The organism is Neorhizobium alkalisoli, assembly GCF_007829835.1.
Classification (GTDB): Bacteria; Pseudomonadota; Alphaproteobacteria; order Rhizobiales; family Rhizobiaceae; genus Neorhizobium.
Genome location: NZ_VIWP01000002.1, coordinates 21,121 through 47,719 on the forward strand (window position 1 = coordinate 21,121; position 26,599 = coordinate 47,719).

28 protein-coding genes and 1 tRNA gene are annotated in these 26,599 nt (G+C 60.9%); 8 read left to right on the forward strand and 21 right to left on the reverse strand.

All coding sequences use genetic code 11. The annotated features are described in order from the left end of the window. Nucleotides 1-268: 268 nt before the first annotated feature. The 4 genes from murI to FHW37_RS05845 form a co-directional block, all read right to left on the reverse strand. Complete coding sequence (gene murI / locus FHW37_RS05830) at nt 269-1,069, reverse strand: glutamate racemase (protein WP_145633932.1); 801 nt, start codon at nt 1,067-1,069, stop codon at nt 269-271. After that, the gene (locus tag FHW37_RS05835; protein ID WP_145633935.1) at nt 1,053-1,889 is read right to left on the reverse strand and encodes an RNA methyltransferase; all 837 of its coding nucleotides are present in this window, start codon (nt 1,887-1,889) and stop codon (nt 1,053-1,055) included. The genes murI and FHW37_RS05835 overlap by 17 nt, the downstream gene beginning before the upstream one ends. A 72-nt stretch (nt 1,890-1,961) precedes the next feature. Beyond that, nucleotides 1,962-3,947, reverse strand: a complete 1,986-nt coding sequence (locus FHW37_RS05840) for an FUSC family protein (RefSeq protein WP_432442840.1) — start codon at nt 3,945-3,947, stop codon at nt 1,962-1,964. Between the two features lie 167 nt (nt 3,948-4,114). Further along, nucleotides 4,115-4,645, reverse strand: coding sequence for a hypothetical protein (locus FHW37_RS05845; RefSeq protein ID WP_145633937.1), 531 nt, complete (start codon nt 4,643-4,645; stop codon nt 4,115-4,117). Nucleotides 4,646-4,898: 253 nt separating this feature from the next. On the opposite strand from FHW37_RS05845, the gene FHW37_RS05850 reads away from it, so the two are divergent. From FHW37_RS05850 to FHW37_RS05865, 4 genes are all read left to right on the forward strand, one after another. After that, nucleotides 4,899-6,113, forward strand: a complete 1,215-nt coding sequence (locus FHW37_RS05850; RefSeq protein ID WP_145633939.1) for an NADP-dependent isocitrate dehydrogenase — start codon at nt 4,899-4,901, stop codon at nt 6,111-6,113. Between the two features lie 70 nt (nt 6,114-6,183). Beyond that, nucleotides 6,184-6,627 (forward strand): GNAT family N-acetyltransferase, encoded by a 444-nt coding sequence (locus tag FHW37_RS05855; RefSeq protein WP_145633941.1) that lies wholly within the window; start codon nt 6,184-6,186, stop codon nt 6,625-6,627. 87 nt (nt 6,628-6,714) lie between these two features. Further along, nucleotides 6,715-7,344 carry a glutathione S-transferase family protein gene (locus tag FHW37_RS05860; RefSeq protein ID WP_145633943.1) on the forward strand — a complete coding sequence of 210 codons (630 nt, stop codon included), beginning with the start codon at nt 6,715-6,717 and terminating at the stop codon, nt 7,342-7,344. 134 nt (nt 7,345-7,478) lie between these two features. Then, nucleotides 7,479-7,844, forward strand: a complete 366-nt coding sequence (locus tag FHW37_RS05865) for a hypothetical protein (protein WP_145633944.1) — start codon at nt 7,479-7,481, stop codon at nt 7,842-7,844. A 149-nt stretch (nt 7,845-7,993) separates the two neighbouring features. On the opposite strand, the gene FHW37_RS05870 is transcribed toward FHW37_RS05865, so the two are convergent. From FHW37_RS05870 to FHW37_RS05885, 4 genes are all read right to left on the reverse strand, one after another. Next, a complete protein-coding gene (locus FHW37_RS05870) occupies nt 7,994-8,245 on the reverse strand; it encodes a hypothetical protein (protein WP_145633945.1) in 252 nt (83 codons plus the stop codon). 111 nt (nt 8,246-8,356) lie between these two features. Beyond that, the gene (locus FHW37_RS05875) at nt 8,357-9,979 is read right to left on the reverse strand and encodes an ABC-F family ATP-binding cassette domain-containing protein (RefSeq protein WP_145633947.1); all 1,623 of its coding nucleotides are present in this window, start codon (nt 9,977-9,979) and stop codon (nt 8,357-8,359) included. An 83-nt stretch (nt 9,980-10,062) separates the two neighbouring features. Continuing rightward, nucleotides 10,063-11,544 carry a trigger factor gene (gene tig, locus FHW37_RS05880; protein WP_145633949.1) on the reverse strand — a complete coding sequence of 494 codons (1,482 nt, stop codon included), beginning with the start codon at nt 11,542-11,544 and terminating at the stop codon, nt 10,063-10,065. A 153-nt stretch (nt 11,545-11,697) separates the two neighbouring features. Further along, nucleotides 11,698-11,782: transfer RNA gene (locus FHW37_RS05885), tRNA-Leu, on the reverse strand. Between the two features lie 703 nt (nt 11,783-12,485). On the opposite strand from FHW37_RS05885, the gene FHW37_RS05890 reads away from it, so the two are divergent. From FHW37_RS05890 to trmFO, 3 genes are all read left to right on the forward strand, one after another. Continuing rightward, nucleotides 12,486-12,632 (forward strand): DUF1127 domain-containing protein, encoded by a 147-nt coding sequence (locus FHW37_RS05890; protein WP_145633951.1) that lies wholly within the window; start codon nt 12,486-12,488, stop codon nt 12,630-12,632. Nucleotides 12,633-12,903: 271 nt separating this feature from the next. Beyond that, nucleotides 12,904-13,047: a DUF1127 domain-containing protein gene (locus FHW37_RS05895; protein ID WP_145633954.1), complete on the forward strand. Its 144-nt coding sequence runs from the start codon at nt 12,904-12,906 to the stop codon at nt 13,045-13,047. A gap of 229 nt (nt 13,048-13,276) precedes the next feature. Next, nucleotides 13,277-14,701, forward strand: coding sequence for a methylenetetrahydrofolate--tRNA-(uracil(54)-C(5))-methyltransferase (FADH(2)-oxidizing) TrmFO (gene trmFO, locus FHW37_RS05900; RefSeq protein ID WP_145633956.1), 1,425 nt, complete (start codon nt 13,277-13,279; stop codon nt 14,699-14,701). A gap of 275 nt (nt 14,702-14,976) precedes the next feature. On the opposite strand, the gene FHW37_RS05905 is transcribed toward trmFO, so the two are convergent. The 4 genes from FHW37_RS05905 to yajC form a co-directional block, all read right to left on the reverse strand. Next, a complete protein-coding gene (locus FHW37_RS05905) occupies nt 14,977-15,462 on the reverse strand; it encodes a hypothetical protein (RefSeq protein WP_145633957.1) in 486 nt (161 codons plus the stop codon). Nucleotides 15,463-15,553: 91 nt separating this feature from the next. Further along, nucleotides 15,554-16,411 carry a phytoene/squalene synthase family protein gene (locus FHW37_RS05910; RefSeq protein ID WP_145633959.1) on the reverse strand — a complete coding sequence of 286 codons (858 nt, stop codon included), beginning with the start codon at nt 16,409-16,411 and terminating at the stop codon, nt 15,554-15,556. 5 nt (nt 16,412-16,416) lie between these two features. Continuing rightward, nucleotides 16,417-16,803, reverse strand: a complete 387-nt coding sequence (locus tag FHW37_RS05915) for an Mth938-like domain-containing protein (protein WP_145633962.1) — start codon at nt 16,801-16,803, stop codon at nt 16,417-16,419. Between the two features lie 76 nt (nt 16,804-16,879). Beyond that, the gene (gene yajC / locus FHW37_RS05920; protein WP_145633964.1) at nt 16,880-17,236 is read right to left on the reverse strand and encodes a preprotein translocase subunit YajC; all 357 of its coding nucleotides are present in this window, start codon (nt 17,234-17,236) and stop codon (nt 16,880-16,882) included. A gap of 220 nt (nt 17,237-17,456) precedes the next feature. On the opposite strand from yajC, the gene FHW37_RS05925 reads away from it, so the two are divergent. After that, on the forward strand, nt 17,457-18,329 hold the full coding sequence (locus FHW37_RS05925; protein ID WP_145633966.1) for an ATP-binding protein: 873 nt from the start codon (nt 17,457-17,459) through the stop codon (nt 18,327-18,329). Between the two features lie 81 nt (nt 18,330-18,410). Here FHW37_RS05925 and FHW37_RS05930 read toward each other — a convergent pair whose 3' ends face one another. The 9 genes from FHW37_RS05930 to FHW37_RS05970 form a co-directional block, all read right to left on the reverse strand. Further along, a complete protein-coding gene (locus tag FHW37_RS05930; RefSeq protein ID WP_145633968.1) occupies nt 18,411-20,021 on the reverse strand; it encodes a LysM peptidoglycan-binding domain-containing M23 family metallopeptidase in 1,611 nt (536 codons plus the stop codon). A 155-nt stretch (nt 20,022-20,176) separates the two neighbouring features. Next, nucleotides 20,177-20,821 (reverse strand): protein-L-isoaspartate(D-aspartate) O-methyltransferase, encoded by a 645-nt coding sequence (locus tag FHW37_RS05935; protein ID WP_432442829.1) that lies wholly within the window; start codon nt 20,819-20,821, stop codon nt 20,177-20,179. Nucleotides 20,822-20,829: 8 nt separating this feature from the next. Next, the gene (surE, locus tag FHW37_RS05940; protein WP_145633972.1) at nt 20,830-21,615 is read right to left on the reverse strand and encodes a 5'/3'-nucleotidase SurE; all 786 of its coding nucleotides are present in this window, start codon (nt 21,613-21,615) and stop codon (nt 20,830-20,832) included. Continuing rightward, a complete protein-coding gene (gene serS / locus FHW37_RS05945) occupies nt 21,615-22,898 on the reverse strand; it encodes a serine--tRNA ligase (protein ID WP_145633975.1) in 1,284 nt (427 codons plus the stop codon). The genes surE and serS overlap by 1 nt, the downstream gene beginning before the upstream one ends. Before the next feature lie 52 nt (nt 22,899-22,950). Next, nucleotides 22,951-23,778 (reverse strand): twin-arginine translocase subunit TatC, encoded by an 828-nt coding sequence (gene tatC / locus FHW37_RS05950; RefSeq protein WP_145633977.1) that lies wholly within the window; start codon nt 23,776-23,778, stop codon nt 22,951-22,953. Beyond that, the gene (tatB, locus tag FHW37_RS05955; RefSeq protein WP_145633980.1) at nt 23,775-24,578 is read right to left on the reverse strand and encodes a Sec-independent protein translocase protein TatB; all 804 of its coding nucleotides are present in this window, start codon (nt 24,576-24,578) and stop codon (nt 23,775-23,777) included. Before tatB ends, tatC begins: the two co-directional genes overlap by 4 nt. Nucleotides 24,579-24,613: 35 nt before the next feature. Next, nucleotides 24,614-24,838 (reverse strand): twin-arginine translocase TatA/TatE family subunit, encoded by a 225-nt coding sequence (locus tag FHW37_RS05960; protein ID WP_145633982.1) that lies wholly within the window; start codon nt 24,836-24,838, stop codon nt 24,614-24,616. Between the two features lie 203 nt (nt 24,839-25,041). Beyond that, the gene (scpB, locus tag FHW37_RS05965) at nt 25,042-25,752 is read right to left on the reverse strand and encodes an SMC-Scp complex subunit ScpB (RefSeq protein WP_145633984.1); all 711 of its coding nucleotides are present in this window, start codon (nt 25,750-25,752) and stop codon (nt 25,042-25,044) included. Then, complete coding sequence (locus tag FHW37_RS05970; RefSeq protein ID WP_145635894.1) at nt 25,752-26,570, reverse strand: segregation and condensation protein A; 819 nt, start codon at nt 26,568-26,570, stop codon at nt 25,752-25,754. The genes scpB and FHW37_RS05970 overlap by 1 nt, the downstream gene beginning before the upstream one ends. Nucleotides 26,571-26,599 lie beyond the last annotated feature (29 nt).

Here is a 26,599-nt window from a genome sequence, read left to right on the forward strand (position 1 = left end):
TAAAAAGTCGTCGGAAGACGGATTTTGGGCGTTATCAGCCCTTGAAAGCGAGCCCGAGCACAGGACGCGGAGCGCAGGTCCGCATCATCACCGGGGTCGATCCGCCAGAAAGACGGGTATGTGCAAAAATAGCAGTCATGCTTACGCCTCCTGATTTGAGAACTGCGGATGAGGTGAGTTTACACACTCTTCGCGGCGAGGCAACAAGCACATCTGGAAATTGTACTCGGAGGCATGGAGCGTTGCTGAAAAAGCACAATTCTGGGTATCAGGCGGTCCGAAGCCCAAAACCCTGCATCAGCCGGCTCGTGGCGAAATCCGGGTTGCCGGAGGTGAAGACAGCAAAGTCGTAATCGTCGGGATGCACGGCGCCTTCGATGAGCGGCACCTTGCGGCGTGCCTGGCGGGCGATGGCTTCGGCCGGGTCGAGCCAGTCGACCGGCCATGGCGCGAGGCGGCGAAAGATATTCGCCATGAAGGGATAATGGGTGCAGGCGAGCACGACGATATCGGTTTTTGTCCCGTCCTTCTCGACGAAACAGGGAGCAATCTCGGCCAGCACCGCGTCGTCGACAACCGTCTCGCCGCGGATATAGGCCTCCGCCATGCGGGCAAGATTTTCCGAACCGACCAGCCGGACGTGACATTGGGTGGCGAAGGACTGGATGAGATCGCGGGTATAGGCGCGCTTGACGGTGCCGGGTGTCGCCAGAACCGAAACGAGGCCGGAACGGGTACGCTCGGCGGCAGGCTTGATCGCCGGCACCGTGCCGACAAAGGTCATGGCGGGGAATTTTTCACGCAGCGCGGCACCGGCGAGCGTGAAGGCGGTGTTGCAGGCAATGACGCAGATTTCCGGGCTGTAATCGGCGATCAGCTTTTCGAAGAGTGTGAGGATGCGTTCGGTCAGCGCCGCCTCTTTCCAGCCGCCATAGGGAAAACCGGCATCGTCGGCGACATAGATGAAACCGCGCTCGGGCATCAGCACGCGCGCCTCGCGCAGCACGGTCAGCCCGCCAATGCCCGAATCGAACATCAGCACGGGTTTCAGATCATTCGTCGCTGCCATTCCCCGAATTCTCCCCTGCTCCCAAATCCTCGGCCTTTTCCGGCACCGCATGCGGCCGCCGGCGCGGAAAACGGTCAAGCGAACGGATCACGCCGCGGACGACGCTGATTTCCTGCTCGGTAAAGCCGCGCCGCGAAAACACCGCGCGCAGATTGTCGACCATCTTTGGCTTTTTTTCCGGCGGATGGAAATAACCGCGGGCGTCGAGCGCTTCCTCGATATGGTCGAACAGGCCAAACACCTGTTCCTTCGTGGAAGGCCGCTGCTCGACCGGCTGGAAGGCAGTCTCGTCGAGATCCTCCATGCCGGACTTCATCCATTCATAGGACATCAGCAGCACGGCCTGGGCGATGTTGAGCGAGGCAAAGGCCGGATTGACCGGGAAGGTGACGATCTCGTCGGCCAGCGCCACCTCTTCATTGGAGAGGCCCCAGCGCTCGCGGCCGAACAGGATGCCGGTCTTTTCACCGGCCTTGAACTTTTCACGCAGCGTCTTGGTGGCGCCGACCGGGGCGCGTACCGGCTTGAAGCCGTAACGTTCGCGCGCCGTCGTGGCATAGACGAAGTTGAGGTCGCGGATCGCGTCTTCCAGCGTCTCGTAAACCTTGGTGCCGTCGATGACGTGGTCAGCCTTGGAGGCGGCGGATCGGGCCTTTTCGCTCGGCCAGCCATCGCGCGGATTGACGAGGCGCAGTTCAGCCAGGCCGAAATTGGCCATGGCGCGCGCCACCATGCCGATGTTTTCGCCCAGCTGCGGCTCGACCAGAATGATGGCCGGCCCTTCGGCAATGAGTTCGCGCTCGCTATTCGTCCCAGACATATTCGCTTCCGATGATGTTTGGCCGCAAATAGCGGCCTCAGCCTTTCGCGGCAAGCCGCTTCTTGCCGCCGATCAGGCGGGATAGAGCCGATTGAGGAGATTGGCCACCCTGTCCGCCCCCATTGCGGCCCCCTGACGGAAGGCAGGCGCGGCATTGCCGGCCATGACGGGCCGCGGCTTGCGGGTGGCGAAACAGTCCGATCCGCGGGCCGCCGCCTTGCTCAATGCCGCCCTCGCCTCCTCGATCGCCGTCAGCACGTCTGGATCAAGCGGCTTTTTCGCCTCGGCGAAATCATGGGCGAAGATCCGCGCCCAATAAGAGGTCGCGAGGAACATGGCGAGCGTCTGGCGGATCGGCCCCGGCCGGGTGACCAGCGACCAGGCGCTGCCGAGCGGCCGGGCTGCTACGGTGAGTTCGCGATAGGCGGCATCGAGACGGCTCGACAGTTCGATCACCCGGTAGCGGCTTTCGCCATCGCGCGCTGCATCGAGCAGCTGGCCCAGCGCATCATACCAGCGGGCAAGCGCCAGATCGACATTGGAACGGGTCGAGGCAGGAAACACGACGAAGGCGACGAATGTGCCGGCAACGGCGCCGATCATGGTTTCTTCGACACGCAGCAGAAGCACGTCCAGCGTCAGTTGGCCGATCAGGCCGTAGACGAGGCAGAGAACGATTGTGACGAAGAAGCTCAGGAGCGCGTAGGAAACCTGCAGGAAATAGAAGGCGAGGAAAACACAGGCCGAGGCCAGAATGACGGTCGAAACAGTGTGGCCTGCCAGAAGCGTCGCGGCGGCAAGACCGATGATGATGCCAAGCGCGGTGCCGACGGAGCGCTGCATGGCGCGGATCGCCGCATCGCCGCGCGACTTCGTATTGTTGAAGGTCAGAAAAGCCGTCAGCACGGCCCAGAACCAGCGCTCGCGAGATAGAAACAGGCCAAAGATCATGGCGATGCCGGCGGCAATGGTGATCTGCGCTGCCGCCCTGACCAGCGGATTCTTCCATGAAAAATCCGGCTTGGTCGGCGGCTCGTCCACGACGCGGTCGTCTATCGATGCAAGGCCGCCAGCTTCCTTGCCGGCGGCGCGACCAAGGGCTTGCAGCGACCGCTGCAGCCATAAAAGCGCCTGTGCACTTGCCCGGGCCGTCTCACCACCCTTTTCGACGGCAGTGCTCGCGGCCACCTTTTCGGCAAGGTCGCGATCGCCGCTGATGACGGCATGGACGAGAACGAAGGGCGGCGGCGTCTCGAGCGACTGGACGATGGCGCTTTCGGCCGAAAGATGCAGGTCGAAGATCGCCATGGAAAGCGCGGTCACCGGATCGTCGTCGGAATGGGCGGTGCCATCCACCTGGCGCGGCAAAAGACCTTCCGCCATCAGCACGACGTCCTTCAGCTGCTCTTCCATATGGCGCAGTTCGGTGCGGTCGTTTTCGGTAACGCGCCCTTCTTTCGACAGGACCGAGAGCCTGACGAGGATATCCATCACCCGCCCCTGCATCGCCTTCAGCGCCGCACGCAAATCCCGCCGCCAGTCTTCCGGAAACAGGAAAGTGCGGACCAGATGACCGATCGTGACGGCAAACAGTGGGCCGAGGGCTGCAAGCGGCAGCTCGGCAAAGGTCGGCTTCAGATAGGCGCCCATGAAATAGGAAATGAAGGCGAACATGCCGACCGCAAAGCCGCGCTGGCCGTAGACGCGCGCAAGGCTTGCGGCGAGGATGACACCGAGAAAAGCAAGGTCGGCAACAAGCCGATACCCTTCCAGCAGCGCCGCCAGCGAAATGCAGAAAAGGCTCGCGGCACAGCCGATCAGCCGTGTCTTCAGCTGTTCGCCGGGCGTGCGATCGCGCACCGCAACGCCGCCTTCGATCGAAAGCACGATCGCCAGCGCGTAGGAGATGGACGGCAGAGGCGTGACGAGGAAATGGAAGGCAATCAGCGCCGCAATCGAGATGAGGATGCTGAGCGTGACGCGGGCGCCCATCCTGACCCGCGACAGCGCCGGATCGTGGGCCACCAGCCGGTCGACCAGGGCGGAACGAAAGGTCATGACCATATGCTGCAGGCGCATGGCCGGGCCTTTGACGGTATCCGGCAAAGGCTTCAGCATTGCATCGGCCTTTCGATCACTTGCATCCCTCGTCCGCTCCGGCTTGCCCGTTTCGCTCGGCCCGCCGGTCAATCGCTGCTGTTATTCGCGCTGACCATGAGCGCTTGTCACTCGCCCTTGGCGATCGACTGCATTTCCTCGACCAGCGAATCACGTTCGTTTTCGACCACACGGTGGATGTCGTCGATGACCGGCTTGCCGCCCTCGTCGATGACGTCGAAATGCACTTCCGTGACGCTGTCCTTGACCTCGGGATCGTCGATGCAGGCCCACTGCTTGAAGGTGACGGTCACGTCCGTCACGCCATTCTTCGGCGTGCCGGGAACAGTCTTGACCTCTTTCAGCGGACACCCGTCCTGCGAACTTGTGACAACGTCGTAACCGAAAGGATCACCGGGGGCGTTGTTTTCCGTCTCATAGGCCGGATGTTTGGCAGCTTCGGCATAAGCGGACTGGAATTTCTTGCTGAAAAGACGCGACAGCGGATCGGCGTCGAAAATGGATTTCCAGTCGCTATCGGCCGTGTTCCAATTGTCTTCCGTGACCTTCATCACGGCATTGACCGGCTCGGTCGGATCGGCAGCGTAGGCGGCCTGCGAGATCAGCAGAATGGCGGTCAGGAGCGGTAAAGTCCGCATGGGCTTGATCCAGATTCTAGAGAATTTGCCGGGACATTACGCTGCGTTTGCCATTTGGCAATGGCCAATCTGAGGCAAGCGGAAGATCACCCGCCGACGCGCGGTTTTACATCCGGTTTCGCATTTGGTTTTTCGTTGCCGAAAAGACCGATATTGCAGTGCGATGCCTTTGCGTTCTGCCCCTGCGGTGCTATAGCGCACCCCGTTGATCATTTCGGGGCCGCGATGGCCCGCTTACGACAAGAGGAAGTCCATGCAGAAGATCAAGGTAGCAAATCCGGTCGTCGATCTCGACGGCGACGAGATGACCCGTATCATCTGGCAGCTCATCAAGGACAAGCTGATCCTTCCCTATCTCGATCTCGACATCGAATATTACGACCTCTCCGTCGAGAACCGCGATGCCACCAATGACCAGGTGACGATCGATGCCGCCAATGCCATCGCCAAGCACGGCGTCGGCATCAAGTGCGCCACCATCACGCCGGACGAAGCCCGCGTCGAAGAATTCAAGCTGAAGAAGATGTGGAAGAGCCCGAACGGCACGATCCGCAACATCCTCGGCGGCGTCATCTTCCGCGAGCCGATCATCATGCAGAACGTGCCGCGCCTCGTTCCGGGCTGGACCAAGCCGATCATCGTCGGCCGTCACGCCTTCGGTGACCAGTACCGCGCCACCGACTTCAAGTTCCCGGGCAAGGGCAAGCTGACCATCAAGTTCGTCGGCGATGATGGCCAGACCATCGAGCATGACGTGTTCGACGCACCGTCCTCGGGCGTTGCCATGGCGATGTACAACCTCGACGACTCGATCCGCGATTTCGCCCGCGCTTCGTTCAACTATGCCCTGCAGCGCGGAGTTCCCTGCTACCTGTCGACCAAGAACACCATCCTCAAGGCCTATGACGGCCGCTTCAAGGACATCTTCCAGGAGGTGTTCGATGCCGAGTTCAAGGCGCAGTATGACGAAGCCAAGCTGTGGTACGAACACCGCCTGATCGACGACATGGTCGCTTCCGCGCTGAAGTGGTCCGGCGGTTACGTCTGGGCCTGCAAGAACTATGACGGCGACGTTCAGTCGGACATCGTTGCCCAGGGCTTTGGCTCGCTCGGCCTGATGACCTCGGTTCTGATGACGCCGGATGGCAAGACGGTTGAAGCCGAAGCCGCACACGGCACGGTCACCCGCCACTACCGCCAGCACCAGAAGGGCCAGGAAACCTCGACGAACTCGATCGCCTCGATCTTCGCCTGGACCCGCGGCCTCGCACACCGTGCAAAGCTGGACGACAATGCCGAGCTTTCCAAGTTCGCCAACACGCTCGAAAAGGTCTGCATCGACACGGTCGAAGCCGGCTTCATGACCAAGGACCTGGCGCTCCTGATCGGCCCGGATCAGCCGTGGCTCTCGACCACCGCTTTCCTCGACAAGATCGACGAAAACCTGAAGGTCGCAATGGCTGCCTAAGCCAAAAAATTCGGATAGAAGTGAAACGGCGGGACGCAAGTTCCGCCGTTTTCATTTGGGGAGAAGTTTCATGTCCGTCACCGTCCGCCCGCTCGAAATGTCCGATCGCGAAGCCTGGGGGCCGTTGTTCGAAGCCTATCTGCGCTTTTACGAAACCGTGCTGCCGGCGGCGCAATATGACCTGACCTGGAGCCGTTTTCTCGATCCCGCCGAGCCGATGCATGCCTTCGGTGCCTTCGAGGACGGACGCATGGTCGGGCTGGTGCATGTGGTCTTCCACCGCTCCAGCTGGCTGCCCGAAGTCACCTGTTATCTGCAGGATCTCTATGTCGACCAGACGCAGCGCGGCAAGGGAACCGGCGAGGCGCTGATCGAAGCCGTTGCCGATCTCGCCCGCGCCCACAAGGCCGGCCGCCTCTACTGGCTGACCCATGAAAGCAATGCCACCGCCCGGAGACTCTATGACCGGGTGGCGCAGAATGCCGGTTTCATCCAGTACCGCAAACCGCTCTGACACCCGCCGGCCGGCATCTTTCTTCAACCGGTTGTCTTGATTTGCCGGCAAGCTGCCGCACATGGCTTGCCGAGCGGAGGAAAAAACATGTCAGACGAAATCGTTTTTTATACCAATCCGATGTCTCGCGGGCGCATTGCGCGCTGGATGCTGGAAGAGGTTGGCCAACCCTATCGCACGGAAATCCTCGGTTTCGACGGCGCGATGAAATCCGACGACTACAAGCTGGTCAATCCGATGGGCAAGGTTCCGACGATCGTACACGGCAAGGCGGTGGTCACCGAATGCGCCGCGATCTGCGCCTATCTGGCCGATGCATTTCCATCTGCCGGCCTTGCGCCGGACACGACTGCGCGCGCCGATTATTACCGCTGGATGTTCTTCGCTGCCGGTCCGATCGAATCGGCGGTTACCAACCGTGCACTCGGCTTCGAAGTACCGGCGGGACGTGAGCGCATGGCGGGGTATGGCACATTCGGCGATGTGATGAACACGCTCGAAATGGCGCTGCGTTCCAACCCCTATATCGCGGGCGAAAAGTTTACCGCAGCGGACGTCTATGTCGGCTCGCAGGTCGGCTGGGGGCTGCAATTCGGTTCGATCGAAAAGCGGCCGATCTTCGAACAATATTTCGGCCGACTAGCTTTGCGCGAAGCCTATCAGCGGGCCGCGGAGAAGGATGATGCAGCCGTGGCAATGCTTCAGAAGGCCGGATAAACGGTATTTTTCGAACATTTGCTCACGGGATGGCCGGCCTGCCGCTTTATTCAGCGAACGTTAAGCATGGAAGGCCACAATTGCGCCGACCTGGGCTGCAATAGAAATGCCCGGAAGAAACGGAACGGCCCAAGATGAAAAAGATCATCATCTCTGCAATGGTTTCGGCTGTGACGCTTGCGAGCGTCATTGCGCCGGCCACGACTGCCTCGGCACAATATTATGACGGCGCACGCCGCTGGGACCATCGCGGCCCGCCGCCGCCACCGCCGCGCCGGCATCACCATAACAATACCGGTGCCGTCATTGCCGGCGGCCTTGCTGCCGGTGTCGTCGGCGGCCTGATCGGCGGTGCGATCGCCAATAGCGGCCCGACCTATGTCGCGCCGGCCTACGCTCCGCCGCCGCCGCCCCCGCCGCGTTGCTGGTTTGAAGACCGCAGCGTGCCGAACGCCTATGACGGCGGCTACCATGTCGAAAGCATCCGGGTCTGCAACTAAGCCGATCCCGTGCTTCATGCGAATAGGAAAACAGCCGGCTTTGCCGGCTGTTTTTTTTGTCGTACCCGAACAGGATCGCAACAAAAAAGGCCAGCTTCGCGCTGGCCTTTCTGCATGTCGATGAATGGTCGTCTTACGAGGGTGCCGGATCAGCGGCAGACGCGCGTGGTCTTGCTGACCCAGCGGCCATGGTGGCGGTATTTCACGGTCTTGGTCCGGCAGACGGTGCGATAATGCGGGCGGTGATGACGCCGTTCCCAGCGGTCGCGTTCATGGTGGCGGGAATGCGGGCGATAACCGTGGTCACTGACGGTGACCGTGTAGCTTTCGGCCAGCACCGGGGCTGCCGTGGTACCAAGGCAGCCAAGGCCGATAATGCAGGCGGCGATAAACTTCTTCATGTCTTCCTCCTTCAGGCGCGCCAGTGGCGGCGGATGGTGAGAGGTTAGACGCCCGAAACTGAACGGCTCCTGACAAAGCCGTTCATCTTCGTGACGGTTGAGGCACCCGTATCAGCTATGCAGGCCCGGCGCTTCGTAGCCGGTGCGCTCGACATATTCCGAATAACCGCCATCAAAACGATGAATGCCTTCCGGCGTCAGTTCCAGCACGCGGTTGGACAGCTCGGCCAGAAAATGACGATCGTGGCTGACGAACAGCATGGTGCCTTCGTAATCCGACAGCGCCTTGATCAGCATTTCCTTGGTGTCGAGGTCCAAGTGGTTGGTGGGCTCGTCGAGGACGAGAAAATTCGGCGGATCGAACAGCATGGCGGCCATGACGAGGCGGGCCTTTTCGCCACCCGACAGAACACGGCACTTCTTTTCGACGTCATCGCCGGAAAAACCGAAACAGCCGGCAAGCGTGCGCAGAGCGCCCTGGCCTGCCCGCGGAAATTCCGATTCGAGCCATTCGAACACGGTCTGCTCGCCATCGAGAACATCCATGGCATGCTGGGCGAAATAGCCCATCTTGACGCTGGCGCCGAGTGCGACCGCACCCTGGTCCGGCTCCGCCGTGCCGGCAATCAACTTCAGCAGCGTCGATTTGCCGGCGCCGTTGATGCCCATGATGCACCAGCGCTCGCGGCGCTTGATCAGGAAATCGAGGCCTTCATAGATCGTCCGGCTGCCATAGGCCTTGTGGACGCCCTTGATGTTGACGACGTCTTCACCCGAACGCGGCGCCTGCTGGAATTCGAAGGCGACGGCCTGGCGGCGCTTCGGCGGTTCGACGCGCTCGATCTTGTCGAGCTTTTTCACGCGGCTCTGCACCTGCGCGGCATGGCTGGCGCGCGCCTTGAAGCGTTCGATGAACTTGATTTCCTTGGCAAGCATGGCCTGCTGGCGTTCGAACTGCGCCTGCTGCTGCTTTTCGTTCTGCGCGCGCTGCTGTTCGTAAAAGCCGTAATCGCCGGAATAGGAATTGAGCGAACCGGCATCGATCTCGATGATCTTCGTGACGATGCGGTTCATGAACTCGCGGTCGTGCGAGGTCATCAGAAGCGCGCCGTCATAACCCTTGAGAAACTGTTCGAGCCAGATCAGGCTCTCGAGATCGAGATGGTTCGACGGTTCGTCGAGCAGCATGACATCGGGGCGCATCAGGAGAATGCGGGCCAGCGCCACGCGCATCTTCCAGCCACCAGACAGTTTGCCGACATCGCCGTCCATCATTTCCTGGCTGAAGGACAGGCCGGCGAGCACTTCGCGGGCGCGGCTTTCGAGGCCGTAACCGTCGAGCTCCTCGTAACGGGCCTGAACCTCGCCGTAACGCTCGATGATTTCGTCCATCTCGTCCATGCGGTCGGGATCGACCATGGCGGCTTCGAGCTCGCGCAGTTCGGCGGCAACGGAGCTGACCGGCCCTGCCCCGTCCATCACTTCGGTGACGGCGCTGACGCCGGACATTTCGCCGACATCCTGGTTGAAATAGCCGATCGTGACATTCTTCTCGACCGAGACCTGACCTTCGTCGGGGATTTCCTGGCCGGTGATCATGCGAAACAGCGTCGTCTTGCCGGCGCCGTTCGGGCCGACCAGTCCGATCTTCTCGCCACGGTTCAGCGCCGCCGAGGCCTCGATATAGAGAATGCGGTGGCTGTTGGACTTGCTGATATTTTCGATACGGATCATGGCTGCGGCAACTCGACGATTTCGGGACAACAAAAAGCCGGGTCGTCACCGACCCGGCTTTCCGATCTTTTAGGTTCCGAAGATTATTCGGCGCTGTCTTCAGCGGCCTTCTTCTTCGGAGCAGCCTTCTTCTTCGGGGCTGCGGCTTCTTCGCCTTCAGCTTCCGAAGCTTCGGCCTTGGCCTTCTTCGGCGCAGCCTTCTTCTTGGCCGGCTTTGCGTCTGCTTCGCCTTCTTCTTCGGCCATCAGCTCTTCCTTCGTCACGGTCTTGTCGGTGACCTTGATTTCGGTGAGCAGCTGGTCAACGACCTTCTCTTCGAAGATCGGGGCGCGCAGCGAGGCGGAAGCGCCAGGCGTGTTGCGGAAGAAATCGAGGATTTCCTTCTGCTGGCCCGGGAACTGCTGCAGCTGGGCGTAAAGCGCGCGCTGCATTTCTTCCTCGGTCACTTCGACGCCAGCCTTTTCGCCGATTTCGGAGAGAACCAGGCCGAGACGGACGCGACGTTCGGCAAGCTTGCGGTATTCGGCGCGTGCTTCTTCCTCGGTCGTTTCTTCGTCTTCGAAGGTCTTGCCGGACTGGGCGAGATCAGTGTTGATCTGGCGCCAGATGTTTTCGAACTCGGCATCAACCAGGCTCGGCGGGGCGTCGAACTGGTACATCTCGTCCAGCTGGTCGAGGATCTGACGCTTGACCTTCTGGCGGGTGATGTTGCCGTACTGGCTTTCGATCTGGCCGCGGACGATTTCCTTCAGCCGATCGACCGATTCGAGGCCGAGCTTGGAAGCGAGTTCGTCGTTGATCTCGACTTCGGCCGGAGCAGCAACGTCCTTGATGGTGACATCGAAGGTGGCTTCCTTGCCGGCGAGGTTTGCAGCCGGGTATTCGGTCGGGAAGGTGACGGTGATAACCTTGTCTTCACCAGCCTTGAGGCCAACCAGCTGGTCTTCGAAGCCCGGGATGAAACGGCCAGAGCCGAGAACCAGTTCTGCATCTTCTGCAGCGCCGCCGTCGAAGGCAACGCCATCGACCTTGCCGAGGTAGTTCATGGTGACGCGGTCGCCGTCGGCGGCCTTGCCCTTCTTGGTTTCGTAGGTACGAGCGCTTTCGGCGATCTTGAGGATCTGCTCGTTGACTTCGTCTTCAGCGATCTCGACGACTTCACGGGTGACCGAGATACCATCAACCGACTTCAGCTCGATCGGCGGGATGACTTCGTAGGAAACGGTGAATTCGAAATCGGCTTCAGCGCTCAGGATCTTCTCGGCTTCAGCTTCGTCCTCGGTCATCGAGATCGACGGCTGCGTCGCGGACTTTTCGCCGCGCTCGGAGAGGATCTTGGTCGGGCGCTCGCGAACGATCTCGTTGACGAGGTCGGCCATGATCGACTTGCCGTACATCTTCTTCAGATGCGCCATCGGCACCTTGCCCGGACGGAAGCCGTTGATGCGGACCTTGTCCTTGGCGTCGGCGAGACGGACGTTGAGCTCGGCTGCCATGTCCTGCTTGGGGATGACAACCTTGATTTCGCGCTTCAGCCCTTCAGCGAGCGTTTCGGTAACCTGCATTTTTAAACCTTCTTATCGTGGCGGCGGTGCCCAGACACCGTTCGTTTCAATGAGCACACCACCGGAACCTCAAAGTGACCAGCTGCGGCTTCGGAGCGCAATCATCGCCCGGAACCCGATCAGCCAGTTCAGGCGACCCAATTCCGGCGACCCTGGTGCGGGTAGAGAGACTTGAACTCCCACGCCTTGCGGCACCAGAACCTAAATCTGGCGTGTCTACCAATTTCACCATACCCGCGCCCCACGCGTCGAAAATCCTCGTGACGGAGGCCTTCCGGAGCGCGCGTCTCTATATCACCCGTTTTGGCGCACGCAAAGGGAAAATGACGGTTTTCCGACACAGCCGAAAGCCCCGCCCGACAGGCCCGCCGATCCCCGCATTGCCGCCAGAGCCGCGCGATATTTCCCCTCCTCGCGCAGCTTGCCGACCCCACGCCGGGATTGCCCCGCAGCCAGCCATGCAGTTCAGACATGCCATCCCTTCCCTTATTGCACTGCACAAATCGATGCAGATTCTGTATCTATCATTGCAGAGATTGATCGGAGCGATTTGATCTCTCGATTTCGGCGCAGATGCCGACCATGAAAATGCCTCGCTCACGCGGGAAAACATATTCGGACCACGCACTCCTCCTCCCAGTGTGGTCCGTTGAGACTGGCGACCCTCCTCCTCCCAATCGCCAGTCACGCACATGACGCCCGCCGGATCTCCTCCCCCGGTGGGCGTTATGCGTTTCAGGCCAGCCTGCACAAAGCGCAATTCGCCTGTTTTTTGATCATCCAGATGCCAGAATGACGTAGTTAAGAAACATGTAATGCGTCCAGCGCATAGGTGTCATACCTAAAGCGCGCTTTTTTCTTTGCATCGCAGCATTTAAAACGATTAGCAGACGAAGAACGGGGCCGTTGGGCCTCACAAGGGCTCTAAAGGACCTAAGACAATGAACATCGCAAAGAAGCTCAGCAACTGGCGCAAGTATCGCGAAACGGTCACCGAACTCGGCCGCATGACCGACCGCGAACTTTCCGACCTCGGCATCGGCCGCTCTGACATCCGTCAGGTTGCCCGCACGGCTGTCGGCTTCTAATAGCCCACAGAATAAAGCATAACCGGCACCTGCCCGGCCTTCAGAAGACGCTCCCATCCGGGGGCGTTTTTCGTTTGTGCAGTTCTTTTACCGCCCGAATTCACAGCTGCCGGTTTTTCGGGCTCAGATGCAAAAATAATCAACACATTGCACATTTGCATGGCAGTCGCCTCCTTTTTGCACTGCACATTCTTATTATGCGGGCGTATAAGAACGTCATCGCTGGTGGCGAGAAGATCACCAGGACAAAGACACTTTTGAGGAAACGACCATGAACCCGATCCGCATCGCAAAGAACTGGATCAGCTACCGCCGCACGATGAGCGAACTCGGCAACCTGTCGAACCAGGCGCTCAGCGACATCGGCCTGACCCGCTACGACATTCGCAACATCGCAGCTCGCTCGTTCCGTTAATCCGCTTCGAATTCGAAGCGGTCCCGCCGGTCTCAAATCTGGCCGGGAGAACGAGAGAGCCCGAAGGGGCACCCAAGGATGATCAGAGGCACCTTTTCAGGTGCCTTTTTGATTCCGGCCTCGCAGCAAGCCCCCTTTTCCCAGATCTGCCCGAATTTCGTCTGCTCCAGCCCGACAGCTACCTGCTTTTTGATTTCTGTAATTCAGATGTCATGATAATGAGCCGGCCATGAGCACGACATCTCCCTCTTCCACATTCGACCCCATTCACATCGTCGGCGGCGGCCTTGCCGGTTCCGAAGCCGCCTGGCAGGTTGCCGAGGCCGGCATCCCGGTCATTCTGCATGAAATGCGCGGCGTGCGCGGCACCGATGCCCACAAGACCGACGGCCTTGCCGAACTGGTCTGTTCCAACTCCTTCCGCTCCGACGATGCGACCGCCAATGCGGTCGGGGTCATCCATGCGGAAATGCGGCTTGCCAATTCGCTGATCATGGCCTGCGCCGACCGCAACCAGGTTCCGGCCGGCGGAGCGCTTGCCGTCGATCGCGACGGCTTTTCCGACGCAGTTACCGAAACGCTCGAAAAGCATCCGCTGATCACGGTCGTGCGCGAGGAAATCCAGGGCCTGCCGCCGAAGGAATGGGATATTTCCATCATCGCCACCGGCCCGCTGACCTCGCCTGCGCTTGCCGAAGGGATCCGGACTGAGACCGGCGCGGATGCACTCGCCTTTTTCGATGCGATCGCGCCGATCGTGCATCGCGATTCGATCGACATGGATATCTGCTGGTACCAGTCGCGTTACGACAAGGTCGGACCTGGCGGCACGGGCAAGGACTATATCAACTGCCCGATGGACGAGGCGCAGTACAATGCCTTCGTCGATGCGCTGATCGCCGGTGATACGGTCGGTTTCAAGGAATGGGAAGGCACGCCCTATTTCGACGGCTGCCTGCCGATCGAGGTGATGGCGGAACGTGGACGTCAGACCTTGCGCCACGGACCTATGAAGCCGATGGGCCTCACCAATTCCCATAACCCGACCGTCAAGGCCTATGCTGTCGTGCAGCTGCGCCAGGACAATGCGCTCGGCACGCTCTACAACATGGTCGGTTTCCAGACGAAGCTGAAATACGGCGCCCAGGCCGATATTTTCCGCATGATCCCGGGCCTGCAGAATGCCGAATTTGCACGGCTCGGCGGTCTGCACCGCAACACCTATATCCAGTCGCCCGTCTTGCTCGACCGGTCGCTGACGCTGAAAAGCCGCCCGGGCTTGCGTTTTGCCGGCCAGATCACCGGCTGCGAGGGCTATGTCGAAAGTTCCGCAATCGGACTTCTCGCTGGTCGTTTTGCTGCAGCGGAGCGCAAGGGCGAGGCCATCGTGCCGCCACCGGCAACCACCGCCTTCGGTTCGCTGCTCGGCCATATTACCGGTGGCCATCTCGTGCATGACGAAGAGCCCGGCAAACGCTCCTTCCAGCCGATGAACGTCAATTTCGGCCTGTTTCCGGAACTGGCACCCGGCTCTATCGTCCGCCCGGAAGGCATCAAGCGCTTTCGCGGCAAGGACAAGACGATCATGAAGCGCCAGCTGATGGCAGCAAGGGCGCTGAAGGATTGCAAGGAATGGCTGGGGCTGGCGGGCTGAAGTTTTCTGCTACCACGGCCGTATCTGGGATTGTGGCCTAGCAGCTGTTATTAGGTGGTACCTCCCCCCCCAAAACCTCATTCCTGTGCTTGTCACAGGAATCCAGCCGACGCGCGTCCGCGCGGCGATAGGAGTCTTTTCAGCCCAAAGACTTGGGCTGGCTGGATCCCTGTGACATACCGTGGGCGAAGCCCTAAGGGCACAGGGATGAGGAAGCGCGAGAAGGCAGGCCTTCATAAACTCAACAATGGCACACCGAAGTGAGTTTCAAGGCCTCACACCGGATCGGGCTCGCCACCATGATCCGCAGGCTTTCCCGCATCATGCTCATGCTCGGCAATGCTGACGTAATTGTTGAGCAGCCAGAGGGACACTTCCGCGGCCTCCTTTTCCGTCTTGAAGACGAACGTGCCGTTCTGTGTCGGGCTATCGAGGAATTCGGCGGTAAAACCCTTGGAATTGGCGAGCGGCACGATACGCACGCGGCCCGGCTGGATCACATGGCAGGCATAGTGATTGCGGCGGTTGCGCATGATGCCGGCCTTGTTGTCGTGCAGGCGCACGAAAAAGGCGCTGCCGTCGGCCGTCGCATGCAGGCTGCGGATCGCTTCCTCAGGAAAGGCCCGGCCAAATTCAAGAATGGCGAGCCCCGTATCGAAGCTGCCGTCGCCGTCGTCATTCTGCCTGGCGACCCGTGTGATGTAATAGGCCGCGATCAATATCAGACCGACCAGAATGGCCCAGACCAAGGAACCGCTCAAACCGATTCTCCCTTAAGCGCAGTGTTGCGCGTCTCGATCCGAGTTCATCTACAATGCGTGGCTTGCGCGAATTTTGCGCAAACCTTCCACTTCAGAAGCGCCTGAACAAGCCGGATTTCAACATCCGCAATTGGCGCCGCCATTGCGGCGGTTGCATGTCGCCGTCGAGAACCGCGGCGCCACGCCGGCGTGCCTTTTTCAGCACCGGTTCGGCAAGCGAGACCGCGAGGAAGGCCGGGAAGGTCTTTGGCGAAATGCCGCCTGCCCGGCGCGCCTTTTCGAGATGTTCGAGGCCGAGGCCGGCAAAGGCTTCGACGGCAGCCGAAATCTTCGGGCGATCTTCACCGGCGAGAAAGGTCTCGCGGTCGAGGCCGGTGGCAGAGAGGATATCGAGCGGCACGTAAAGCTGATGCCGACGACGATGGATCGGCAGGAGAAGCAGGAAACCGGCGACAGCCTGGGCAACCCCGGCATGGCCGGCCGCCTCTGCCGAACGCGGCGCGTCCTCTGCCGAAAGCACGAGACTGGCGAGCTGGATCAGCGCCGAGGCGGTCTCGCCGGCATAACCTTCGAGTTCGTTGCGGTCGGCAAGCGGGTCGTCATAGAGGTCAAAGGTGCGCGCCTCGATCATGTCGAGCAGCGTCTGGCGCGGCAGACGGTAGGTGTCGACCGCCTCCATCAGCGCGGCTGCAATCGGGTTGCCGCCGGTATCGCCGGCGCCGTTGCCTTCCAGAAGATCGCGCCACCACTGCAGGCGGATTTCGCCGGGCAAGGGTTCGCGCACGACGTCCCTCACCCGCGCGAGCTCGGCATTGAAGGCATAAAGCGCGGACAGTTCCGGGCGCTTGTCTTCCGGAGAAAGCAGGCAGGCGAGATAACGGTCGCGATCGCTGTCGCGCAGCGTCGTCAGGCAGATGTCGGAAGAGACGGGAGTTTCGCCGGCGGCCATCGGTGTCAGACGGCAATCAGGGCCGTCGCGACGGCGCGGGATTCGGCGAGCATGATATTGTAGGTCCGCACGGCAGCGCCGGTGCTCATCGGGTCGGATGCGATGCCGACGGCCTTGAGCGCGGCTTTCAGATCTGCCGGAAGCGGCTTCAGGTTGGCGCCGGTGCCGACGAGGATAACCTCGATGCCGGCGGCTTCTGCGATGACCCTGGCAAAGGCGTCGACCGTCAGCGGTTCGCCTTCCGTGATATCCCAGCCATGGATGCCGGAGGGCAGGCAGAGAATGGAACCGCGATGCGACATGTCGGCAAAGCGGAAACCGCCATTGCCATAGGCATCGATCGGTGCGCGACCGGGAAAATGGGCTTCGCGGATTTCGATCCCTTTCGCCATATCGCGTCTTTCTGTCAGTCAGTCGTCATTGAAAACAGGCCCGCCGAAGCGGGCCTTGTCGAATTACCTGGCCGAATTACTTGGTCGGGGCTTCGGTCTTGACCGGCTCGCCCTTGACGCGGACTTCGGCAATATAGGTGCGCATGGCGCGAACCTTGACGCCTTCGGCGATTTCGACTTCGACTTCGTTGTCGTCGATCACCTTCGAAACCTTGCCGACAAGACCGCCGCCGAGCACGACCTGATCACCACGACGGATGCTGGTCAGGGTTTCCTGACGCTTCTTGGCCTGGGCACGCTGCGGACGGATCAGGAAGAAATACCAGACCACCATCAGCGGCGCGAACAGCAGAACCATCTGCAGGATGGAATCGGTGCTGGAACCCGCCGGGGCCGCTCCGCTCGCCTGGGCGAAAGCATCAGTAATGAACATCAAGAACTCCTAGGATGATCGGAGACCCTGGCCCCCGTTACAAGCCGCCGGAATATAGTTGTGATCGGCGCGAATGCAACAGAAAGCACTCAGGTACCGTACTGAATCCACGGTGCAAAGGCTTTTGATGCTCTAACGAAGGTGTTACCCGGTTGCAAACGACGGTCGCGGCACCCAGACGAAACAGTCGGCCGCCTTCAAAAACCTCGAGGAAATACCGATGCCAGATGAGATCAACCTCCAGATCCTTGCCGAAGTCAGACGCCTTGCCGACGCCATGGAACGGCTCGCCGGACCGCCGCCCGCCATCAACGACTGGAATGCGGCCGACTGTTTCGTCTGGGTGCCGGCCAATCTGAAGCTCTCGCCGGTCAAGCGCCCCAACCGCGTCGCGCTCTCATTGATCCGTGGTGTCGATCATGTGCGTGACATCCTGCATGAAAACACGCTGCGTTTTGCCGAGGGCTTTGCCGCCAACAACGTACTCCTCTGGGGCGCGCGCGGCATGGGCAAGTCATCGCTGGTGAAGGCGGTGCATGAGGATGTACGCGTCCAGTCCGGCGTCTCGATCAAGCTGATCGAAGTGCATCGCGAGGACATCGCCTCCCTGCCCGGCCTTCTCGATATCCTGAAGGAAAGCGGCCAGCGGGCGATCGTTTTCTGCGACGACCTGTCCTTCGATCATGACGATACGGCCTACAAGTCGCTGAAGGCGGCACTCGACGGCGGCATCGAAGGCCGGCCGGACAATGTGCTCTTCTACGCCACGTCCAACCGCCGCCATCTCCTGCCGCGTCACATGATGGAGAACGAGCAGTCGACCGCGATCAATCCGTCTGAAGCAGTCGAGGAAAAGGTGTCGCTGTCGGACCGTTTCGGCCTCTGGCTCGGTTTCCATAAATGCAGCCAGGATGACTATCTGACGATGATCGACGGTTATGCCGAACATTTCGATCTCGGCCTTACCCGCGAGGTGCTGCATCACGAGGCGCTGGAATGGGCGACGACCCGCGGCGGGCGCTCGGGCCGTGTCGCCTGGCAATATATCCAGGATGCAGCCGGCCGGCTGCGCAAGCCGCTCGATCGCGGCTGAAACCCGAAATCACAATGCAAGAACAAGAAAAGCCCGGCATCGCTGCCGGGCTTTTCTCTGTCCCCTTGAAACGCAATACAATTATTCAAGGTAGGTAGTCGGGTTGACCGGGGTCGCGTCCTTGCGGACTTCGAAATGGACCTGCGGGCGCTTGGCGTCGCCGCTCATACCGGACGCTGCGAGCGTCTGGCCGCGGGTGACCTTCTGGCCACGGGTGACGTTGATCGAACCGGCATGGCCGTAAACGGTGACCTTGCCATCGTCGTGACGAACGAGAACCGTGTTGCCGAGCTGCTTCAGACCATTGCCGGCATAGATGACGACGCCGTTTTCGGCGGCCTTGATCGGCGTGCCTTCCGGAACCGAGATATCGATACCGTCATTGCGGTTGCCGTCGACATTGGCGCCGTAACCGGCGATGACTGCGCCGCTGACCGGCCAGCGATATTTTTCGATGCCGGTGGACTGCGGAGCGGCAGCCGAAACATCCGACTTCTTCTCGACTTCGCTGATCGAAGCGGTTTCAGCCGAAGGCTTTGCAGCGGCGGCCGGTGCGGAAGCGTGTTCGACGACAGCCGGAGCGGCGGCCTTCGGTGCAGCAGCCGGCTTTTCCGGGATGGAGGCCGTCTTGACCGGATCGGCAACCGGAGCAACCGCGTTGGCGACCTTCAGCGTCTGGCCGACACGAACGCCGCCGGTCAGGCCGTTTGCGGCCTTCAGCTGGTCGATCGGCGTACCGGTTTCCCGGGCGATCTTGGCAAGGCTGTCACCCTGCTTCACCGTATAGGAGGCGCCGAGCTTACCGCCGGGAGGGGTAATCTTTGCAGGCTCGACCATGCCCTTGTCGCGGGCCGATGGCAGGACGGCAACCTTCTGTTCCTGCTGCGGCGCCGGTGCCGGAGCCTTGTTCTGCAGGTCGATATCGGCCGATGCCGTCTTGGCCGAGTTCGGCGCGGTGCCGAAGGTCGGAATGATCACGGCCTGGCCGGCAGCAACCTGGCCGCCATTGGCCTTCAGAATTTCCTTTTCCGGCACGCCGTAACGACGGGCAAGCGTCGCAGCGTTTTCGCCGGGCTTCAGGGTCACCTTCGGAGCGTTGACCGTCGACCAGCCGGACATCGGTTTGACCGTGCCGGTGGAGAGGTTGTCGGCGCGCATCGGCTGCGCCGTCGGGGCTGCCAGATTATGGGGGGCCGCGCCGAGAGCCGAATTGCGGCCCGGCATGGGCTGGGCCATGGCTTCCTGGCGGGTCTGCGGATCATGGGCCATCGGCGCCGGATTGCGGGCGGCCATCGGCGCAGGTGCGGCCGGCGGCAGCATCGAGGCAGACGGAGCGGCAAGCTCGTTGCGCTGTACGGCGACCGGCGCGACAGCTGCACGGGTCGGCGAACCGTAATTGCCGGCAGGCGCCGGATAAGGCTGATTCATCGCCGTATTGCGATTACCGTAAGCCGGCTGCGGCGGCAGAGCCTGACCGGAATTCAGATCACCGACCGGAACCGGCGCCTGACCGTAAGCGCCACCACCCTGTCGCGGCTGGATCGACGCGGTCGACATCGTATCTGTCTTGGAAAAAAGACCGGAGAACCGGTTGGCATCGGAACTGCAGCCCGTTGCCGCACTGGCCAGCAAGGCCGCAACCGCGAACTTTACAAAGGACGTTCCGACTTTCGGAGCACTCTTGAGACGCATCACTCGACCTACACCCACGCAACTATATCGTGAGAGTGATTAAAGCGCGTTAGTCTTACCGCCCGGTTAAAGCGGCACTATCAGATCGAATTTTTTGTCAAATTGATAACCATGACAAAAGAGAGCCGCTCCACCAGCGGAACCTTTTCGGCAGGTCAGAGGGCGGCGGCCATCTGCGGAACGAGCGGCAGATAGGGTACGGTAAAGAGGTCTTCCCGCTCGAAACGGCTGCCGGTCTTGGTGAGACGCACCATCAGGCAGGTATCCATACCTTCCATGACGAGAGGTGCGACCATCGAGCCGCCATGGGTCAACTGGTCGGCATAAAAGCGCGGCATTGCCGGGAAGGCTGCGGTCACGAAAATGCGGTCGAACGTGCCCTCGCCCGGCATGCCATTGCTGCCATCGGCCTGGCGCACGATGACATTGCGCAGGCCGAGTTCGTCCATCCGCGCCTGCGCATCGGCCGTCAGGGTGCGATAACGATCGACGCTCAGGACACGTTCGGCAATCCGGCCGATCACGGCTGCGCTAAAACCGCTGCCGGTGCCGATTTCGAGAACGCGATGGCCGGGCTTCACCTGCAGCTTCGACAGAAGCCGCACGGCAAGATCTGCTCCTTCCATGAAGGAGCCGCAGTCGATCGGCACGGTCCGGCTGGAATAGGCCTCGTCAGTCAAGGTCGCCGGTACGAATTGCGAGCGCGGCGTCTGTTCGACGGCCGTCAGGAGATCGAGATCGGAAATGCCCTCGGAGCGCAGGCGCAGCACAAGGGCGGCAAAACCTTCTTTCTCGAGCATGGCCGATTTCAACGGGCGGCTCCAAATCCCAATCCGGTTGATCCGAGTGCGGTTGCGAGGCGATCCTGCACCGAATAATCGGTGAGGTCCAGCTTCAGCGGTGTCACGGAAATCTTGTTTTCCTTGAGCGTCTGAATATCGGTGCCGTCGCGAAAATTGCCTTTCCGGTCGGAAAATTTCAGCCAGTAATAGGGACGGCCACGGCCATCCTCGCGGGCATCGATCATCAGGCCGAAATCAAGCTTGCCCTGGGAGGTCACTTCCACGCCCTGCACCTCTTCCGGGGCACAATGCGGGAAATTGACATTGAGGAAGGTTCCGTCCGGAAGCTCGACCGTCATCAGCGTCTTCAACAGGTCGGACGCGTAAGTCTCCGCAACTTCCCAAGGCGTAAACCGGCCGTTTTCCTTGCGCGCCGCCTGGCTGACGGCGATCGAACGGACGCCCTGCAGCGTTCCCTCGATCGCGCCGGCAACCGTGCCCGAATAGGTGATGTCGTCGGCCATGTTGCCGCCGTCATTGATGCCCGACAGAACGAGATCCGGCTTGCCGCCCATGATCTCGCTGATCGCCATGATGACGCAATCAGTCGGCGTGCCGCGCAGCGCGTAACGCTTGTCTTCGATCTTGCGCAGGCGCAGGGGCTCGGACAGCGTCAGCGAATGGGCAAGACCGCTCTGGTCGGTCTCGGGTGCGACGATCCAGACGTCGTCGGACATCGTGCGGGCGATCCGTTCGAGAACCGCCAGCCCTTCCGCGTGGATGCCGTCGTCATTGGTCAGAAGAATGCGCATCAGGCAGCCCGCTCGATCTTGGTGAGGCCTCCCATATAGGGCAGAAGCGCGTCCGGAATTGTGACGGAACCATCTTCGTTCAGATAGTTTTCCATGACGGCGATCAGGCAACGGCCGACGGCGGTGCCGGAACCGTTCAGCGTGTGAACGAATTTCAGCGCCTTCTCGTCCTTACCGCGATAACGGGCATTCATGCGACGGCCCTGGAAATCGCCGCAGACCGAGCAGGACGAGATTTCGCGGAACGTATCCTGACCCGGCAGCCAGACCTCGATGTCATAGGTCTTGCGGGCGCCAAAGCCCATGTCGCCGGTGCAGAGCGTCATGGTGCGGAAATGCAGGCCGAGACGCTTCAACACGTTCTCCGCGCATTCGGTCATGCGCTCGTGTTCGGCAACAGCACTTTCAGCATCAGTGATCGAGACCAGCTCGCATTTCCAGAACTGGTGCTGGCGCAGCATGCCGCGCGTATCGCGACCGGCCGAACCCGCTTCCGAACGGAAGGACGGGGTCAGCGCTGTGAAGCGCAAAGGCAGCTTTTCCTGTTCCAGCACTTCGGCGGAGACAAGGTTGGTGAGCGTCACTTCGGCCGTCGGGATCAGCCAGCGGCCGTCCGTGGTCTTGAAGAGGTCTTCGGCAAATTTCGGCAGCTGGCCGGTGCCGAACATTGCCTCGTCACGCACCATCAGCGGCGACGACACTTCGGTATAACCGTGTTCGCCGGTATGCATGTCGATCATGAACTGGCCGAGCGCGCGTTCGAGACGGGCGAGCGGCCCGGTCAGGACCGTGAAGCGCGAACCGGAGAGTTTTGCGGCGCGTTCGAAATCCATATAGCCGAGCGCTTCGCCGATTTCGAAATGCTCTTTCGCGGCATGATTCCAGCCCGGCTTCTGGCCGACCGTGCGCTTGACGACATTGTCGTGCTCGTCCTTGCCGACCGGTACGTCGTCGAACGGAATGTTGGGGATGCGCGACAGGGCGTCTTCGAGGGCGGCGACCGCTTCGCGCTCTTCGCGCTCGGCTTCCGACATCGTGTCCTTGATGGTCGCAACTTCGGCCTTCAGCTTGTCGGCAAGCTCGGCATTCTTCTGTGCCATGGCAGCGCCGATCTCCTTGGAGGCGGCGTTGCGGCGTGACTGCATGTCCTGAAGCGTCTGGATGACGGACCGGCGGCGGTCGTCGAGGCCAATAAGGGTTGCAGCCATCGGCTCGGCGCTGCGCTTTGCGAGTGCTGCGTCCAGAGCTTCCGGATTGTCACGGATCCATTTGATATCAAGCATCTTTTCCTGCCTTCAGCCAGATGCCGCGGCTGCTTTAGGCGTGAGCTTCAGCTCACGCCTTGTCGGTCTCGGCGACGTCCGAAGAATCCTGGTCCTTGAGGGCTTCATCGGCACGCTTGCGCTCGACGAGTCGCGCGGCGTAGATGGAAATCTCGTAGAGAAGGATAGTCGGCAGCGCAAGGCCGATCTGGGACATCGGATCGGGCGGCGTCAGGACGGCCGCGGCGATGAAGGCGATGACGATCGCGAACTTGCGCTTCTCGCGCAGCCAGTCGCTGGTGAGCAGGCCGACGCGGGCCAAGAGCGTCGTGACGACCGGCAGCTGGAAGACCAGCCCGAAGGACAGGACCAGCGTCATGATCAGGCTCAGGTATTCCGAGACGCGCGGCAGGAGCGAAATCCCGACCTCGCCTTCCGTCGGCGCCTGCTGCATCGCCAGGAAGAACCACATGATCATCGGCGTGAAGAAGAAATAGACCAGCGCCGCGCCAAGCAGGAACAGGATCGGGGATGCGACGAGGAAAGGCAGGAAAGCCTGACGCTCGTTCTTGTAGAGGCCCGGTGCGACGAACTTGTAGATCTGCGAGGCGATCACCGGGAAGGCAATCACCAGGGCACCGAACATCGCGACCTTCACCTGGGTGAAGAAGAATTCCTGCGGTGCCGTATAGATCAGCTCCGACTTGGCGACATCGAGATGCGCCCAGAGGACTGCCCATTTATAGGGGATGACCAGCAGGTTGAAGAGCTGCTTGGCGAAGAAGAAGCAGCAGATGAAAGCCACGAAAAACGCGCCGATCGACCAGATCAGGCGGGTCCGCAATTCCATCAGATGCTCGATGAGCGGCTGCGGCTTGTCCTGGTAGTCACCGCTGCTCATGCGTCGTCCTTCGGTGTCTCGGTCTTCTTGGTCGCGCGCTTGCGGGGTGCCTTAGCGACAGCCTGTTCAAGCTTTTCGACCAGCGGGGTTTCGACGGGAGCAGCAGGCTTAGCCGCACGGCTGCGCTTCGGTTTTTCGGCAGGTTCTACCGCTTCGACGATCTTGATCGTCTTTGCGGAGACCCGCTTCGGCTTTGCCGGCGCAGCCGCAGCCACTTCAGCAACCGGCGCGGCAGCCGCCTTTTCAGCAGCAGACTTGCGGGGTGCACGAGGCTTCTTTTCCGTAACAGCAGCAGTCGCCGGAGCAGGTGTTGCCGCCGGTGTCGCGACAAGGGGTGCCACCGGGGCCGCCATGGGAGCGGACTGAACGGGTGCTACCGGAGACGCGGCCAGAGGCTCTACGCTCGGCGGCACTTCCGGAGTTGCGGCAACCGCCGACGATCCTTCGACCGCCTGCTGGGCGTCCACATCCGTCTTCGCCTCTTCCGTAGAGGGGACCTGCGTCGCCTTCTGGAGATCGTTGCGGATATCCTGCCCCATCTGCCGCAGCGGATTGATGGCATCCCGCAGCGCGTTGGTGGGGTTCAGGCTCTTTGCATCGGAGATCGTCTTGCGGACGTCGTCAAATTCCGATTCGCGAAGCGCCTCATCGAACTGAGCCCGGAAATCTCCGGCCATTTTGCGGAAATTGGACGTCATCTTGCCGAAGGCGCGCAACATCGGCGGCAGGTCCTTCGGACCAACCACAACGATGAGCACGACAGCGATGACGAGTATCTCGGACCAACCGATATCGAACATTCAATAAGGCTCCTGGAACCCGCAGGTCGATCCCATCAGGACCGGCTGGTTTCCTTGACCTCGTCGGCCTTGTGATCGACCGTCTTTGCAGTGGTCGTACCATTGCCGGCTTCCGGGGCGTCCTCGTCGGTCATGCCCTTCTTGAAGCTCTTGATACCCTTTGCGACGTCGCCCATCAGTTCAGGGATCTTGCCACGGCCAAACAGGACCAGCACGATCACAAGAACGATCAGCCAATGCCACACACTAAACGAACCCATAATCCAACTCCATTAGAACGTAATTACCGATGTAAGCTCTTTGGGCTGGTTTTTCAAACACCAAATACAGGTTCGCAATGCTCCTCCCGGACGTTGTTAACCGCCGGAAGCAGATCGGGTCACAAGCGCATGCAAATTGTGCAAGACTTTATCGAAAGCTCAGAAATGCACCGTAAGATGCCGGTTTTTAACGCAAAAACCGGTTATTCTTCGTCGCCGCCGCTCGGAGCAAGCAATCCGAGCTCCTCCAGATCCAGCTGCGTGATCGGGTCTTCCTCCTCGGAAAGCTCGTCGGCACCGATCGGAATGGGGATGGAGAAGCCCGACGGGATGCGTCCGGAGAGCAGGCCCGCTGCCTTCAATTCTTCGAGACCAGGCAGGTCGCGCAGCTCTTCAAGCCCGAAATGATCGAGAAAGTCCGGTGTCGTGCCCAACGTCACCGGCCGACCCGGTGAACGACGGCGGCCACGAAACCGCACCCAGCCCGCTTCCATCAGCACATCGAGCGTACCACGCGAGGTCTGCACACCGCGGATCTCCTCGATCTCGGCGCGGGTGACCGGCTGGTGATAAGCGATGATGGCAAGGACCTCGAGCGCGGCGCGTGACAGCTTCTTGACCTCGCCCTCCTCCTTGCGGATGACGAAGGACAGATCGGCGGCGGTACGGAAGGCCCAGCGATCGCCGGTCCGGATGAGATTGACGCCGCGCGGCGCATAAAGCTCGGCAAGGGCCGCCATGATCGCCGGAATATCGCTGCCGAGCGGCAGGCGCTCGGCGAGAAAACTTTCAGGCACGGGCTCGGCCGAGGCAAAGACCAGCGCCTCGGCAATGCGGCAGGCTTCAGTCAGCGTCAGCGGCTCTGAGACGATATCGTCGTCGTTCTCGATCAAATGCTCATTGCTGCCGGACATCAACGCGAACCCTCGGCGATGGAAGCCGCAGAGGGCACGACAGGCCGCCCCTCCCCCTTGCGCAGATAGATCGGCTGAAAAGCACCGTCCTGACGGATCTCCAGACGGCCCTCGCGCACCAGCTCCAGCGATGCGGCAAAGGCGCTTGCCGTCGCCGTGACGCGGTCTTCCGGCGCCAGATATGGCAGGAGATAGTGCTGCAGCGCCGTCCAGTCGCCGATTTCACCCAGCATGCGGGTCAGAAGCTCACGCGCATCGACAAGCGACCAGACCTTGCGGCGTTCGATCGTGACCTGCGTGACGGCCGTGCGCTGCCTGAGATTGGCATAGGCGGATAGGAGATCATAAAGGCTCGCGTCAAACGCCGACTGAGAGCGATGGGGAATATGCTCCGGCGCGCCGCGGGAAAAAATGTCGCGACCGAGGCGGTTGCGGTTGACGAGCCGGCTTGCGGCATCGCGCATCGCTTCCAGCCGCTTCAGGCGGAAAGCGAGCGTGGCGGCCATTTCCTCGCCGCTCGGGCCATCATCGTCCTTGGCCTGTTTGGGGATGAGCAGCCGTGATTTCAGGTAGGCGAGCCATGCCGCCATGACGAGATAATCGGCGGCAAGCTCGATGCGCACCCGCCGGGCGCTTTCGACGAACAACAGATATTGCTCGGCCAGCGCCAGGACGGAAATGCGCGACAGGTCCACCTTCTGGCTGCGGGCCAGATGCAGGAGAAGATCGAGCGGGCCTTCAAAACCGGCAACGTCGATCATCAGCGCCGGATCGTCGGCAGCCTTTTCGATGCCGACATCCTGCCAGAGCTTGTCCATAGGAATGACATTTTGCGATGTCGTCATGC

Excerpts from the sequence above, each read along its gene's own strand:
- yajC (WP_145633964.1), bottom strand. The coding sequence starts at position 17,236 with ATGTTCATTACTGATGCTTTCGCCCAGGCGAGCGGAGCGGCCCCGGCG.
- tatC (WP_145633977.1), bottom strand. The coding sequence starts at position 23,778 with ATGAGCAGCGGTGACTACCAGGACAAGCCGCAGCCGCTCATCGAGCAT.
- tig (WP_145633949.1), bottom strand. The coding sequence starts at position 11,544 with ATGCAGGTTACCGAAACGCTCGCTGAAGGGCTGAAGCGCGAAATCAAG.
- FHW37_RS05890 (WP_145633951.1), top strand. The coding sequence starts at position 12,486 with ATGAACATCGCAAAGAAGCTCAGCAACTGGCGCAAGTATCGCGAAACG.
- FHW37_RS05850 (WP_145633939.1), top strand. The coding sequence starts at position 4,899 with ATGCAGAAGATCAAGGTAGCAAATCCGGTCGTCGATCTCGACGGCGAC.
- scpB (WP_145633984.1), bottom strand. The coding sequence starts at position 25,752 with ATGTCCGGCAGCAATGAGCATTTGATCGAGAACGACGACGATATCGTC.
- FHW37_RS05870 (WP_145633945.1), bottom strand. The coding sequence starts at position 8,245 with ATGAAGAAGTTTATCGCCGCCTGCATTATCGGCCTTGGCTGCCTTGGT.
- FHW37_RS05835 (WP_145633935.1), bottom strand. The coding sequence starts at position 1,889 with ATGTCTGGGACGAATAGCGAGCGCGAACTCATTGCCGAAGGGCCGGCC.
- FHW37_RS05875 (WP_145633947.1), bottom strand. The coding sequence starts at position 9,979 with ATGATCCGTATCGAAAATATCAGCAAGTCCAACAGCCACCGCATTCTC.
- FHW37_RS05930 (WP_145633968.1), bottom strand. The coding sequence starts at position 20,021 with ATGCGTCTCAAGAGTGCTCCGAAAGTCGGAACGTCCTTTGTAAAGTTC.
- FHW37_RS05960 (WP_145633982.1), bottom strand. The coding sequence starts at position 24,838 with ATGGGTTCGTTTAGTGTGTGGCATTGGCTGATCGTTCTTGTGATCGTG.
- surE (WP_145633972.1), bottom strand. The coding sequence starts at position 21,615 with ATGCGCATTCTTCTGACCAATGACGACGGCATCCACGCGGAAGGGCTG.
- serS (WP_145633975.1), bottom strand. The coding sequence starts at position 22,898 with ATGCTTGATATCAAATGGATCCGTGACAATCCGGAAGCTCTGGACGCA.
- FHW37_RS05970 (WP_145635894.1), bottom strand. The coding sequence starts at position 26,570 with ATGGACAAGCTCTGGCAGGATGTCGGCATCGAAAAGGCTGCCGACGAT.
- FHW37_RS05865 (WP_145633944.1), top strand. The coding sequence starts at position 7,479 with ATGAAAAAGATCATCATCTCTGCAATGGTTTCGGCTGTGACGCTTGCG.
- FHW37_RS05855 (WP_145633941.1), top strand. The coding sequence starts at position 6,184 with ATGTCCGTCACCGTCCGCCCGCTCGAAATGTCCGATCGCGAAGCCTGG.
- FHW37_RS05925 (WP_145633966.1), top strand. The coding sequence starts at position 17,457 with ATGCCAGATGAGATCAACCTCCAGATCCTTGCCGAAGTCAGACGCCTT.
- FHW37_RS05915 (WP_145633962.1), bottom strand. The coding sequence starts at position 16,803 with ATGGCGAAAGGGATCGAAATCCGCGAAGCCCATTTTCCCGGTCGCGCA.
- FHW37_RS05840 (WP_432442840.1), bottom strand. The coding sequence starts at position 3,947 with ATGACCTTTCGTTCCGCCCTGGTCGACCGGCTGGTGGCCCACGATCCG.
- FHW37_RS05860 (WP_145633943.1), top strand. The coding sequence starts at position 6,715 with ATGTCAGACGAAATCGTTTTTTATACCAATCCGATGTCTCGCGGGCGC.
- FHW37_RS05895 (WP_145633954.1), top strand. The coding sequence starts at position 12,904 with ATGAACCCGATCCGCATCGCAAAGAACTGGATCAGCTACCGCCGCACG.
- trmFO (WP_145633956.1), top strand. The coding sequence starts at position 13,277 with ATGAGCACGACATCTCCCTCTTCCACATTCGACCCCATTCACATCGTC.
- FHW37_RS05935 (WP_432442829.1), bottom strand. The coding sequence starts at position 20,821 with ATGCTCGAGAAAGAAGGTTTTGCCGCCCTTGTGCTGCGCCTGCGCTCC.
- tatB (WP_145633980.1), bottom strand. The coding sequence starts at position 24,578 with ATGTTCGATATCGGTTGGTCCGAGATACTCGTCATCGCTGTCGTGCTC.
- FHW37_RS05845 (WP_145633937.1), bottom strand. The coding sequence starts at position 4,645 with ATGCGGACTTTACCGCTCCTGACCGCCATTCTGCTGATCTCGCAGGCC.
- murI (WP_145633932.1), bottom strand. The coding sequence starts at position 1,069 with ATGGCAGCGACGAATGATCTGAAACCCGTGCTGATGTTCGATTCGGGC.
- FHW37_RS05910 (WP_145633959.1), bottom strand. The coding sequence starts at position 16,411 with ATGGCCGCCGGCGAAACTCCCGTCTCTTCCGACATCTGCCTGACGACG.